This window comes from Nocardiopsis codii (assembly GCF_036327455.1).
Lineage (GTDB): Bacteria > Actinomycetota > Actinomycetes > Streptosporangiales > Streptosporangiaceae > Nocardiopsis > Nocardiopsis codii.
In genome coordinates this window covers 56,097-68,529 of sequence record NZ_JAUZMY010000009.1, presented here as the reverse complement: position 1 = coordinate 68,529, position 12,433 = coordinate 56,097, and the positions used below count along the sequence as shown (strand labels likewise).

Sequence of the window (12,433 nt, the reverse complement as noted above, 5' to 3'; positions counted from 1 at the left end):
CGCTCCCCGAGCGGGCGCGGTCCGACCTAGAGGAAGCGAGAAACATGAGACTCTCCCCCCAGCGGCGCGGCGTCACCGCCGTCGCCCTGCTCGCGAGTCTGGGCATGGTCCTCAGCGGCTGCTCCGGCGGCGGAGGCGGCGGGACCAACGACCTCACCGCCCCCGGAGCCGAGGTCCTGGAGGGCCTGGACGAGGCGGTCCGGGTCGAGTTCTGGCACAGCATGGACGCCACCAACGGCCAGGTGCTGAACGGCCTGATCGAGGACTTCAACGCGCAGAACGAGGGACGGATCGAGGTCACCGGCTCCTTCCAGGGCGACTACGACGAGGCCCTCGCGAGCCACCGGGCCGCGATCCAGCAGGGCGAGACCGCCGAGATCAGCCAGATCTACGACCTGGGCACCCAGTTCATGATCGACTCCGGCCAGACGGTCCCGGCCCAGTCGTTCGTCGACGCGGACGGGTACGACACCGGCGCGATCGAGCCCGCACTCCTCAACTACTTCACCGTCGAGGAGGAGCTGCGCTCCTTCCCGTTCAACAACTCCACCCCCCTCATGTACATCAACCGCGACGCGTTCGAGGAGGCCGGACTCGACCCGGACTCCCCGCCCACGGACCTGGCGGGCATCCGCGAGGCCGCTGAGGCGCTGACGGTGCGGGACGACGACGGGACCGTCGTCCAGTACGGGTTCGGCGCCGCCGTGTACGGCTGGTTCGTCGAGCAGTTCATGGCCCGCGCCGGCGCCCCGTACTGCGACAGCGCGAACGGCCGGTCGGGTCGCGCCACCGAGGTGCTCTTCGACGACCCGAAGGTCGTGGAGCTCGTCGAGTGGTGGGGCGACATGATCGACGACGAACTGGCCGTGCAGATCGGCCGCAACACCGACGACGGGCAGGCCGCGTTCACGTCGGGCCGGGCCGCGATGACGCTGGAGTCGACCGGGGCTCTGGGCGGCTTCATCGAGCAGTCCGACTTCGAGGTGGGCGCGGGCTACTTCCCGCTGGTCGCCGCGGACGACCCGGGAGGCTCGATCATCGGCGGCGCCTCGCTGTGGATCAACGGCGAGGGCCACACCGACGAGGAGGTCCGCGCGTCCTGGGAGTTCGTCCAGTACCTGCTGACCCCCGAGGCGCAGTCGGTGTGGCACGCGGGGACCGGCTACCTGGCGGTCAACACCGAGGGGTACGACGGCCCCGAGGCGTCGGCCCGCGCGGAGGAGTTCCCGCAGTTCGCCGTGGCGGCGAACCAGCTGGCGGACTCCGAGATCGACGAGAACACCGCGGGCTGCATGATGGGCGTCATGTCCGAGGCGCGGGTCGCCGCCGAGGAGGGGTGGGAGACCGCCCTGACCAGCGACACCCCGGCCGATGAGGCCATGGCGAACGCGGCCGAGGGCGTGCGCACGCCCATCACGGAGTACAACGAGTCGGTCGCGGAGTAGCCCGCCGCGGGGCCGCCCCCTCCGGGGCGGCCCCGCGGACAGGTCACACCCGCCTGATGACCCCGTTCTCCACGCTGATCTCGAACTCCTCCAGCGCCCGGGTGGCCGGCCCCTCCAGGGGGGAGCCGTCCTCGATCGAGAAGCGGCTGCCGTGGCAGGGGCACTGGATGCGGCCGTCGACCACCGCGTCCAACGGGCAGCCCTCGTGGGTGCAGGTGGAGGAGAAGGCGTGGAACGTGCCCTCCTCGGGCTGGGTGAGGACCAGGCCCTCCTCGGTGAGGACCTTGCCCTCGCCCACGGGGATCTCCTCTGTGGAGGCCAGCTCCTCGGTCGCGCCGGGGGTCGGTCCGGGGGTGCCGCTCTGCTCGCCGCCGGGCGCGGAGTCCGGGTCCTCCCCGCCGCCGCACGCGGCGAGGACACCGGCGAGCGCCCCGCCCCCCACGGCGCCGAAGGCCAGACGCCGGGTCAGCCGGGTCCGGGAGGGCGCCGACGCGGAACCGTCCGGGCGCGGACCCCCCGGACCGGCGTCCGTGCTCGTGGCCGCGTCCCGTTCCGCGCGGGCGGCGGTGCCCGGGTCGGGGTCGGCTCCGGTGGTCGGGGTCCTGGGGCAGTCGCACATACAGGCCTCGCTCTCTCACGCCCGAGGGCCGCCGGGCACGGTGGGCCGCTCGGAGCGGCGGCCCGCGGTGTTGCCAACCCCTCGCCCTCACCGTGATCCCGCGCCCGGGGCGGGGATCGGTCGCGAAACCCGCCACGGGTCACAGAGGCATCAGCGAGTGAACCCGGGTGTCAGTCTTCGTCGGAGTCGTCGGCGGGCTCGTTGTCGGGGTGCACCCAGCCGTTGGCCTCGCACCCCTGGAGGTCCAGGGTCTGCTGCTGCATCACGGGGGCGGAGTCGCCCTTGCCGGTGCAGTTCACGTGGCCGTGGCCCAGCGTGTGCCCCACCTCGTGGTTGATCAGGTAGATCCGGTAGGTCTCCAGATCGTCGTCGAAGTGGGGGACGCCCCCCACCCAGCGGTTCTGGTTGATGATCGCCCGGTTGCCGTTGGCGCAGGACACGTACCCGTTGGTGTTCAGCGGGGCGCACATGCGGTCGACGGTGTCCGGCGCCGCCAGCAGCACCCGGATGTCCGCGTCGTCGCCGTCCACCCGCTGGAGCGAGCGCTCCCCGTCGTCGCCCCAGCTGCGGGGGTCGCCCAGGATCTCCTCCACGGCGGCCGCGAAGTCGTCCCCGTTCCCGGGGAGCCCGTCCTCGACCTCCACGGCGAAGGTCGTCAGCGGGCCGTCGCCCATGACGTCGCTCTCACCCTCCACCACGGTCATCTCGCCGTCGGCGCTGTCGACCTCCTCCTCGACGGAGCGGAGGAGGACCGGTTCCTCCTCGGAGCCCTCCGGGCCCGGCGACGCCTCCTGGCCCTGGCCCGTGGCGCTGTCCGCCGGCGGCTCCGCCCCCGTGCGGCCGTCGCCGGAGTCCTCGGGAACGCCGTCGCCCACGGGAGCGGTGGCGGAGGTCTCGGAGGAGTCGGTGCCGGGCGGAGGGGCGGGCACGCTGAGCATGAGCACGGCCGAGGCCCCGGAGACCAGGCACAGGCCCAGCGCCAGACCCATCGGGTACCGGCGTCGGCGGTGCCTGGCACGGGACCGGCCCGTGGGCGAAGCGGACGTGGGCACGACGAGCAACCTCTCGACAGTGGATTATCGGACCCAGCATGCCAGAGTTCACCCGGAGTTCGGGCCAAGCCGGTACCGGGCCGTCGCGGGTGTCCCGGAGCTCGGTCGTTGCGCGCCGCCGGGCCTCCCACCCGCGCCGATCCGGGTTCCGGTCCTGCTCCGTCCGGGTTCCGGACCCGGTCCCGCCCGCACCGCGGCGCCGGCCCGCGGATACGCTTCAACCGCAAGCGAGACAACGGGGCTGCTGGGAGGCATCAGGTGCGCATCGCACGGTTCGCGGTCGGGGACGAGGTCGGTTTCGGGCTGATCGACACCGATTCCGACAGTGGGGAGGAGTTCGTCGCACGGTTGAGCGGACACCCTCTCCTCGGCGACATCACACTGACCGGTGAGAGGGCCAAGCTCTCCGACGTGCGGCTGCTCTCGCCGGTCCTGCCCACCAAGGTGGTCTGCATCGGCAAGAACTACGCCGACCACGTCGCGGAGATGAAGGACATCACGGGGGAGACCACCGACGAGCCCGTCGTGTTCCTCAAGCCGTCCACGTCCGTGGCCGGTCCCCGGGACCCGATCTTCTACCCCTCGGTCTCCGAGAGGGTCGACTTCGAGGGCGAGCTGGCCATCGTCATCTCCCGGCCCTGCCGGGAGGTGCCGCGCGAGCGCGCCAAGGACGTCATCTTCGGGTACACCGTCGCCAACGACGTGACGGCCCGCGACCTCCAGAAGACGGACAAGCAGTGGACGCGGGCCAAGGGCTTCGACTCCTTCTGCCCGATCGGACCCTGGATCACCACCGGGCTGAGCATCGAGGAGGCCCAGGACCTGGCCCTCACCACCACCGTGGACGGGGAGGTCCGCCAGGCGGGACGGACCTCGCAGTTCATCCACGACATCCCGGGCATCATCGCCTACGTCACCTCGTTCATGACGCTGCTCCCGGGTGACGTGGTCCTCACCGGCACCCCGGCCGGGGTGGGCCCGGTCGAGGTCGGCCAGGAGGTCTCGGTGACGGTGGAGCGGCTCGGCACCATCAGCAACCGGGTGGTCGCCCGCGACTGACCGGGCGCCGTGCGCGGGAGTCCGCGGAGCACGGCCCGACCACGGGCCGGCGGCGCACCGCGCCGCCGGCCCCCGGAGAAGCGGAAGGCCCACACGTGACCACCCCCCGACGCCCCCGCACCGGCCCCCTCGTCCTCGCCGGCGCGCTCGCGCTCGTGCTCCTGGCCGCGGGGACCACCTACTGGGCGGCCACGCGCGACGACGGCGGTGAGCCCGCCCGGGAAGCGGAGGGACCAGTGGACGACCCGCGCCGCATCATGCTGGCGGGCGACTCGATGACCCAGGGCGCCAACGGCGACCGGACCTGGCGCTACCACCTGTGGAACCACCTCTCCCCGCAGGTGGAGGGGCTCGACTTCGTCGGCCCCTACACCGATCCCGCCACCCGGGACATGATCCTGCCGGTCCCCACCACCGGGGACGAGGCCGTGGAGACCCCGGAGGGGGACCCGGCCGAGGGCTACGACGAGGGCGGCGCCCCGGACGGAGCCCCCGCCGACCGGCCGTCGGGGGAGTCCTCAGGGCTCTCCCAGCAGGAGCTGGAGGAGCTGGAGGACACCGTCTGGCCCGGCGCCGACGGCGACCCGCACACGGTCGAGTACCGGGACCCCGACTTCGACCAGAACCACAACGCCCTGTGGGGGCGCACCCTCCGCGACGCCGCGGCGTCCATCCAGGAGGAGGTCAGGGTCCACCGGCCGGACGTCCTGTGCGTCATGCTCGGCGTGAACGACCTGCTGTGGCCGGTCACCATGGAGGAGATGGAGTACCGGCTGCGCCACTACGCGGAGTCGGCCCGCGCGGCGAACCCGAACCTGCGCATCGTGATCGCCGAGGCGCTCCCCATCGCCCTGGCCGAGTCCGACGAGGGGTTCGCGCTGCGCGTGTACGCCTACAACGAGCTCGTCCGCGAGGTCGCCGCCGACCTGTCCACGGACGCCTCGCCCGTGATCAGCCTCGACGTCGCGGGCCGGGAGGGCTGGGACGTGTCCGCCGACACCTACGACGGCACCCATCCCAACGCAGGCGGTGAGACCAAGATCGCCGCCGCGTTCGCGGACGCCCTGGCCCAGGGGTACGGGATCGGCTTCGGCTTCCCGCGCCCCCTGGCGGTGAGGCCCCCGGCGGGGTGAGGCCGCCCGGCCACCAGCGGACTTCCCACCGGGCCCCCACGCACCACGGATACCCTGGGCTGCGTGACTGAGACTTCGCTTCGTACCCGCTTCGCCCCGTCCCCCACGGGCATGTTCCACGTCGGTGGCGCCCGCTCCGCGCTGTTCAACTGGGCGCTGGCACAACAGCGCTCCGAGGGCCGCCTGGTGCTGCGCATCGAGGACACCGACGCCGCCCGCAACCGTCCCGAGTGGACCGACGGCATCATCCGCGCGATGGCCTGGCTCGGCATCGGTGAGGACGACCCGCACTTCGAGGGTCCCTACTTCCAGTCGGCCTACGCCGACAAGCACCGCGAGACCGCGCAGGAGCTGTACAAGAAGGGCCGCGCCTACTACTGCGACTGCACCCGCGAGCAGGTGCAGGAGCGGCGCGACAACCCCAACCTGGGGTACGACGGCCACTGCCGCGAACGCAACCTGGAGCCGGGCCCCGGCCGGGCGCTGCGCTTCCGGGTTCCCGACGGCGGTCCCACCGTGGTCGAGGACCGGATCCGCGGCCGGGTGGAGTTCGAGCACTCCGCCATCGAGGACTTCGTGATCGCCCGCGCCGACGGCTCTCCGCTGTTCGTCCTGGCCAACGTCGTGGACGACGTGGAGATGGGCATCACCCAGGTCATCCGCGGCGAGGAGCACCTGTCCAACACCCCCAAGCAGCAGCTGCTGTGGGAGGCGCTGGGCCTGACCCCGCCGGTGTGGGCGCACCTGCCCGTCATCGTCAACGAACAGCGCAAGAAGCTGTCCAAGCGCCGCGACAAGGTCGCGCTGGAGTCCTACCAGGAGGAGGGCTACCTCGCGGAGGCGATGGTCAACTACCTCATGCTCCTGGGGTGGGCCCCGGGCGACGACCGCGAGATCATGCCGTGGTCGGAGATGGTGCCCCTGTTCCGCATCGAGGACGTCAACAGCTCCAGCGCCTTCTTCGACGAGAAGAAGCTGCGCGCCTTCAACGGCGAGTACATCCGCGCGCTGTCCGTCGACGAGTTCGTCGAGCGCTGCCGGCCGTGGCTGACCGGCGACGCCGTGCCGTGGGACGCCGCCGACTACGACCCCGAGGTCTTCGCGGCCGTCGCGCCGCTCGCCCAGAGCCGCGTCGCGGTCCTCAGCGAGATCGTCCCCAACGTCGACTTCCTGTTCCTCGCCGAGCCGGTCGAGGACGAGAAGAGCTGGGCCAAGGCCATGAAGCCGGGCGTCGGCGCGGAGATGCTGGAGGCCGCCCTGGCCCGCTTCGCGGACCCGGAGCTCCCGTGGACCGCCGAGGCCCTCAAGACCGCCACGGAGGAGACCGGAGCGACCCTCGGCCTCAAGCTGGGCAAGGCGCAGGCGCCGGTGCGCGTCGCGGTCACCGGGCGGACGGTCGGGCTCCCCCTGTTCGAGTCGCTGGAGCTGCTCGGCCGCGACCGCGTCCAGGCGCGGATGGAGGCCGCGCTGGCGCGGCTGCGCGCACAGGAGGGCCCCGCGTCCGCCTAGGCGCACGCCCGGATCGGGGTGGTCGGAGCCACAGGCCGGCCGCCCCGCATTCGGTTCGCGACCACTCGGAATGTCCGCTAGAGTTATCCACGTCGCCGAGGGGGACAGGGAAGCGAAAAGCTACCGGGTCCTCCCAAAGCACTGGGGTATGGTGTAATCGGCAGCACGACTGATTCTGGTTCAGTTAGTCTAGGTTCGAGTCCTGGTACCCCAGCGCAGATTCACGGTTTCCGTGAGTCTCACGGATCTCTGATCCAGTGCGCCCCCGTCGTCTAGTGGCCTAGGACGCCGCCCTCTCAAGGCGGTAACGGCGGTTCGAATCCGCTCGGGGGTACCAACAGGGAGAAGCTCCCACGGTGTGGGAGTTTTTTTCTGGGTCGGTGCATGTCACCGATGTCCGGTTGGGGTGGGTATCGTAGTTTCACGGTCGCACCCGGACCAGTCCGGCCCCCGTCGTCTAGTGGCCTAGGACGCCGCCCTCTCAAGGCGGTAACGGCGGTTCGAATCCGCTCGGGGGTACCAGTCAGGCTCCATCCGCCAGGATGGGGCCTTTCGTGTGTCCGGGGCCGGCACCGTCCGGCGCAGCGGTCCGCGGTCCGTGGCGGACGGAGGCCCCGCCCGGTGGAACCGGCTCAGTCCGCGTGCGCGACCAGGGGGCCGAGCTCCTCCCGGGGCGCCCCCGAGCACGACAGCATCGCGACCATCTGGTCCAGCAGCCAGTCCGCGAGCTCGGCGTCGCTCATCCCCCGCTCCCACAACCAGACCAGCACAGCGGTCTCGACCGCCGAGATCCAGCAGCGCAGCGCCAGCACCAGCCGCACCGACGGGTCGGCCACGCCCGCGCGCTCCAGCACCAGGTCCCGCACGGTCCCGCGCACCCGGTCGATCTCCGCCTCGGTCTCCTCGGTGGCGATCACCGAGCCCGTGCGGAGCAGCGCGGCGTAGGAGGGTGCGTAGGAGTCGGCGAACCCGATGAAGGCGCGCAGCCCCGCCCGCACCTGCTCCAGCGGCGGGAGGTCGCTCGGCGGGAGGAGCATCGGTATCAGCTCCGCCATCGCCTGCTCCAGCGCGGCCCGGCGCAGCTCCGCCATGCTGGGGAAGTAGCGGTAGACCAGGGCCCTGGACACGTCCGCCTCCTCCGCGACCTCCTCTGGCGTGACCTGGTCGGGAGGGCGCCGGGCGAACACGCGCAGCGCCGCGCGGATCAGGTCGTCCCGGCGTTCGTGCGGCGCCATGCGGCGCGGACGCCGCCCGGGACCCGGTCCCCGAGCCGGGTCCTGCGAACCCGTCACCCGCGCCGGGCGCCGGTCCGACCCCTGGGACACCACCGTTGTCGCCGCCTCCCGTGGCCGTTCGCCTCCGCCCCTCGGCCTGTCTGCCGGGGTCCCCTCCGAAACTACCGCCCGGTCCCGACGCCGTTCCCCGGGCCTCCGGGACGGTCCGCCGCCCCGGAGGCCCGGGACCGGAGTGAGGGGCACGAGGGGACGGGGCGGGGGCGGGCGGACGTCAGACCGGGGGGGGAGACGCGCGCCGCGCGGCGCAGCACGCCGGGGGCGAGCCGGGACAGCCACAGGCCGACATGCGCCTCACCGGTCACCGGCACGATCTCGGGAGCGTCGGCGACGGCGTCGGCGATGCGCCGGGCGGCCTTCTCCGGGGTGTAGCCGCGCAGCCGGTACAGCCTATCGAGCCGCTCCCTGGCCGCGGAGACAGGGCCCATGCCCGAGAGGCGTGCGTGGGAGACGATCCCGGTGTCGACCGGTCCGGGGCAGACGGCGGTCACGGCGACGCCCTTCTCCGCGAGTTCGCCGCGCAGGGTGCGGCTGAGCATGAGCACGGCGGCCTTGGTGGTGGCGTAGGCGCCGTACACGCGCGAGGGAAGGTAGGCGGCCGCGGAGGCGGTGTTGACGATCCTGCCCCCGCCCCCCGCCTCGACCATCATCGGTGCGAAGGCCCGGCAGCCGTGGACGACGCCCCACAGGTTGACGTCGACGACCCGCGCCCAGTCCTGGGCCGTGGTCTCCAGGAACGGACCGGCCACGCCGATGCCCGCGTTGTTGAAGACCAGGTCGGGAACGCCGTACTCGTCGCGGACCCACGCGGCGAGCTCCTCCACGGCGGCGGAGTCGGTGACGTCCACGCGCCGGGCGCGGGCCCCGGGGGTGAGCGCGTCCGCGAGCTCGGCGGTGCGCTCGGCGGCGGGCCCGTCGACGTCGACGGCGACGATCCTCGCCCCGCGTCCGGCGAGCTCCGAGCACAGGGAGCGGCCGATGCCGCTGCCCGCTCCGGTGACGACGGCGACCTGTCCGGCGAAGGCCCCTCCGCGGCGCCGGGACCGCCGGGCGGTGAGGTTCAGGCGCGGGCGGGGCGCGTCGGACTCGACCCCGTCCACGAACGCGCGGAGGCGTGCCGCCACGGGGGCGGGGCGCGAGCGCAGCGACCAGTGACCGCCCTGGAAGCGGTGGAAGCGGAAGTCCGGCGCCCACCTCCCCGCGTTGGACTGGATCTGCTCGACCATGAACGCGTCGTCGGTGGGCGCGAGCACCTGGACGGGCACGTCCGTTCGGCGGTCGACGGGCCGGGTCAGGCGGGGGATCATGTTGGCCCGGTACAGGGACAGCCCGTTGAGGTAGTCGCGGACGTCCCGCCGGGCCGGGACGGCGGGGCCGCCTCCGATGCGTTCGGCGGCGGACAGCACCAGGCCGCCGACCCCCGTCAGCCAGGCGGCCTCGGGGACTCCGGGCAGGTGGAAGAACCCGATGTAGCCCGAGCGCACGGCTTGGCGGAGCACGGTGCGGGCGCCGTCGGGGCGGCTGCGGAACCACTGGCCCGCATGGTCGAGGGCGGGCCCGGAGACCGAGGTGAAGGACGCGAACCGGGATGCGTGCTCCGGCGCCGTGACGGCGTGCCAGGCCTGGATGGACCCCCAGTCGTGGGCGAGCAGGTGGACGGGGCGGTCGGGGCTGACGGTCGCGGCGACGAGGGCGAGGTCGTCGGCGAGCTGGTCGAGGAGGTAGCCGGAGCGGTGGTCGGGTGCGGTGGAGCGTCCCGCTCCGCGCACGTCGTAGGAGACGACGCGGTAGCCGTCCCCGAGTTCGTCGGTGAGGGCGCCCCAGACGGAGGCGTTGTCGGGGTAGCCGTGGACGCAGAGGAGGGTGGGCCGGTCGGCGGGGCCGGAGGAGTAGACGGCGAGGCGCTGGCCGTCGGAGGCGGTGATGTAGCGGCGGGCGCGGTCGCGCTCGCGGCCGCTCCGGTCTCGCGGGGGGTTCCGGCCGTCGCGGCCCGGTCGCGCGGTCATGCGGACCTCTCCCCGGCCGCCGGGGCGGCGTCGGTCGCGAGCGGGACGCGGCCGGCCCTGCGGCGCGCGTGCGGCGGGCCCCCGTCCGGCCGGAAGGCATGGTCCTCGGTGCATTCGCCCGGAGGTGATGTAGCCCCCGTCACGCTCTTGTGCGACATGCCGTCATGTTAGACAGAGTGTCAACAAGTGTCCACGGGTGGGGCGGAATCCCGGTGCGGCGTGGCGGCGGCCCCGGTCGCGGGGCACGGCCTCGGGGTGCGGAGCCCGACCCGCGGAGACGGGTCCTCGATCTGCCCGGGAAACCGCGGGGCGCCTCCGCGCGTTGCACCGGTGTGCCCGCGCGGGCGGGCCGCCCCTGGAATACTGGGGCGGCGCAGTCCCCCGACCGCCCAACCCCCTGTCGGAGCGTATGAATAGCGACCTCCTCCCACCAGCCGGGCGACCCGGCCCCACGCCCCTCCCCGCAGGGAGGGCGGTGCGCCGTGACCGGCCGTGAACTCGGCCCCGGCAGCCACCAGGACAAGGAGGTCCGCCAGGTCCTCAAGGACCTGGGGGAGCAGGGGTGGGTGCTCAGGAGAGAGGGGCACTGGGGGCGGCTGTACTGCGACTGCGGCTGCACCCGCATCCAGGTGCCCGGGACGCCGAGGGACTCCGGCCGGGCCGCGCGCCGGATCCGCCAGGAGGCCCGGCGCTGCCCGATGCCGCCGGACGACCCCAGGCGCGGGGCGCGCGGCCCCCAGGAGTGACCGAGGGACCGCCCCGGGAGTCACCCGCGGGCGGACGCCGGTGCGGCCGCGCCTCGGGTGAGCGGCCTCCGGGCGGGCCGGAGCGCCCTGCCCGGGTTCCGGTGGTGGTCGCGACAGCCCGGCTCGCAGGCGTGCGATGCACTTCGGTCCCGTCGGGGCCCCAACCCCGCGGGCGCGGTGGATCCCGCGGAGCCGTCCCGGGCCCGGGACGGTCCTGCACTGTCGTCCCGGGCCCGGGACGGTCCCGCGCCGTTGCCTCGGGCGCTCGCGGCGATTCCCGTGCAACCCGGGGCATGGTGTGAACGGGACGCAGCCGGTAGTCTGTTGTTGACGTTTGTCAACGCCGATGCGGTCCTGGCGCAGTCCGCTCCGCGGCGCGCGGGTCGGTGCTCCGGAGGAAGGCGAGGCCGATGGCCGAGTACGAGTTCGTCTTCGTCGTGGACGGGATCTCCCTGGACGACCACGACTCGGTCGACGCGCTCACCGAGAGCCTGGACGCGGTCGTCTCCTCCTCCCACGGGGTGACCCGTGTGACCGTGGCCGGGGCGGGTCCCGACGCCGTCACCGCGGCCAGGTCCCTCGTGGAGCGCCTCCACGCCACAGCGCCCACCATGCGGCTGGTCCGCCTCGACCGGGAACTCGTCGGCGTCTCCGACATCGCGGACCTGACCGGTCGGACCAGGCAGAACGTCACCCAGTGGACCCGGGGCCAACGCCGGGACGGCGTCCTGTTCCCCGCTCCCGAGGCGACCGTCGGACGGTCCTCGGTGTGGCTGTGGTCCGAGGTCAACGCATGGCTGCGCGGGATCGGCCTGGACGACGGGGAGCTGCGCCCGACCCGCGCGGAGGCCACCGAGATCGACTGGGTCCTCCAGACCACGCGCAAGGTCGAACTGGCCCTCGTCCGCCACGCCGACAGCCCCGACGTGCGGCGTGTGTCCACGCTGTTGGCCGCGCACGCCCGCACCACCCGCGAGTTCATCCACTACCTGGTCAAGAACCCCAGGGTGCGCGACGCCAGGGGGCGCTACACCGTTCTGGTCTGCTCGCCCGGCAACGAGGCGGTGGACGTCTTCCGCAGGCTGGAGTCGTTCGACCACCCGGTGGTTCTGGCCACGGTCACCAACCGCATCCACGCCCTGGTCATGGTCGACGGGGAGGGAGGATCCGGGACGCCGACCGAACTCGTGCCCGGGATGACCCTGCGCGACTGGCTGGGGATGATCGCCCTGTCCCCGGAGAGCGAGTTCACGGTCGCGGCCGACGGCGCGCCCACGAAGACGGCCACCATCTCGGCGCGTTCGCCCATGGACCTCGTCGGCGCCTGAGCGCTGCCCGGCCGCCGTCGGGCCCCGCGTACCTGCCCCGGTACGGGCCGGGCCCCGGTCCGGATGCCGCGTCCCGCCCCTTCCCCGTCCCGCCCCTTCCCCGGCCGGCCCCGGTTCCGTCTCCTGGCACCGGTTCGGTGTCCGGTCCTGATTCCGCGTTCCGGCCGGGCTCCCCGCCCTGTCCCGGGCCGCGTCCCGCCCCCGGTTCCGCGTCCCGCCCCCCCCGGACCGGGTCCGTGAACGG

General features: G+C 73.3%; 10 protein-coding genes and 3 tRNA genes. 9 read left to right on the top strand and 4 right to left on the bottom strand.

The genetic code is table 11. The features are described 5' to 3' along the window. Positions 1 to 44: 44 nt before the first annotated feature. A complete protein-coding gene (locus tag Q8791_RS11255; protein WP_330091588.1) occupies positions 45 to 1,445 on the top strand; it encodes an ABC transporter substrate-binding protein in 1,401 nt (466 codons plus the stop codon). Between the two features lie 43 nt (positions 1,446 to 1,488). Here Q8791_RS11255 and Q8791_RS11250 read toward each other — a convergent pair whose 3' ends face one another. Further along, entirely contained in the window at positions 1,489 to 2,064 is a 576-nt protein-coding gene (locus Q8791_RS11250) for a Rieske (2Fe-2S) protein (RefSeq protein WP_330091587.1), read from the bottom strand. 170 nt (positions 2,065 to 2,234) lie between these two features. Beyond that, positions 2,235 to 3,053, bottom strand: a complete 819-nt coding sequence (locus Q8791_RS11245) for a DUF3152 domain-containing protein (RefSeq protein ID WP_330091701.1) — start codon at positions 3,051 to 3,053, stop codon at positions 2,235 to 2,237. A 321-nt stretch (positions 3,054 to 3,374) separates the two neighbouring features. Here Q8791_RS11245 and Q8791_RS11240 point away from each other — a divergent pair, with 321 nt between their 5' ends. The 6 genes from Q8791_RS11240 to Q8791_RS11215 all read left to right on the top strand — a co-directional run bounded on the left by Q8791_RS11240 (position 3,375) and on the right by Q8791_RS11215 (position 7,339). After that, on the top strand, positions 3,375 to 4,175 hold the full coding sequence (locus tag Q8791_RS11240; RefSeq protein ID WP_330091586.1) for a fumarylacetoacetate hydrolase family protein: 801 nt from the start codon (positions 3,375 to 3,377) through the stop codon (positions 4,173 to 4,175). Positions 4,176 to 4,270: 95 nt separating this feature from the next. Then, on the top strand, positions 4,271 to 5,308 hold the full coding sequence (locus Q8791_RS11235; RefSeq protein ID WP_330091585.1) for a GDSL-type esterase/lipase family protein: 1,038 nt from the start codon (positions 4,271 to 4,273) through the stop codon (positions 5,306 to 5,308). A gap of 63 nt (positions 5,309 to 5,371) precedes the next feature. After that, positions 5,372 to 6,817, top strand: a complete 1,446-nt coding sequence (gltX, locus tag Q8791_RS11230) for a glutamate--tRNA ligase (RefSeq protein ID WP_330091584.1) — start codon at positions 5,372 to 5,374, stop codon at positions 6,815 to 6,817. A gap of 142 nt (positions 6,818 to 6,959) precedes the next feature. Next, positions 6,960 to 7,031, top strand: a tRNA-Gln gene (locus tag Q8791_RS11225). 47 nt (positions 7,032 to 7,078) lie between these two features. After that, positions 7,079 to 7,154 (top strand) — tRNA-Glu (locus Q8791_RS11220). 109 nt (positions 7,155 to 7,263) lie between these two features. Beyond that, positions 7,264 to 7,339: transfer RNA gene (locus Q8791_RS11215), tRNA-Glu, on the top strand. A gap of 110 nt (positions 7,340 to 7,449) precedes the next feature. Here Q8791_RS11215 and Q8791_RS11210 read toward each other — a convergent pair. Together Q8791_RS11210 and Q8791_RS11205 are read right to left on the bottom strand one after the other, a co-directional pair. Next, positions 7,450 to 8,052: a TetR/AcrR family transcriptional regulator gene (locus tag Q8791_RS11210; RefSeq protein WP_330091583.1), complete on the bottom strand. Its 603-nt coding sequence runs from the start codon at positions 8,050 to 8,052 to the stop codon at positions 7,450 to 7,452. Positions 8,053 to 8,213: 161 nt separating this feature from the next. After that, positions 8,214 to 10,115 carry an SDR family oxidoreductase gene (locus tag Q8791_RS11205; RefSeq protein ID WP_330091582.1) on the bottom strand — a complete coding sequence of 634 codons (1,902 nt, stop codon included), beginning with the start codon at positions 10,113 to 10,115 and terminating at the stop codon, positions 8,214 to 8,216. Positions 10,116 to 10,597: 482 nt separating this feature from the next. Here Q8791_RS11205 and Q8791_RS11200 point away from each other — a divergent pair, with 482 nt between their 5' ends. Together Q8791_RS11200 and Q8791_RS11195 are read left to right on the top strand one after the other, a co-directional pair. Then, complete coding sequence (locus Q8791_RS11200; protein WP_330091581.1) at positions 10,598 to 10,861, top strand: hypothetical protein; 264 nt, start codon at positions 10,598 to 10,600, stop codon at positions 10,859 to 10,861. Positions 10,862 to 11,271: 410 nt separating this feature from the next. Further along, the gene (locus tag Q8791_RS11195) at positions 11,272 to 12,189 is read left to right on the top strand and encodes a helix-turn-helix transcriptional regulator (protein ID WP_330091580.1); all 918 of its coding nucleotides are present in this window, start codon (positions 11,272 to 11,274) and stop codon (positions 12,187 to 12,189) included. Positions 12,190 to 12,433 lie beyond the last annotated feature (244 nt).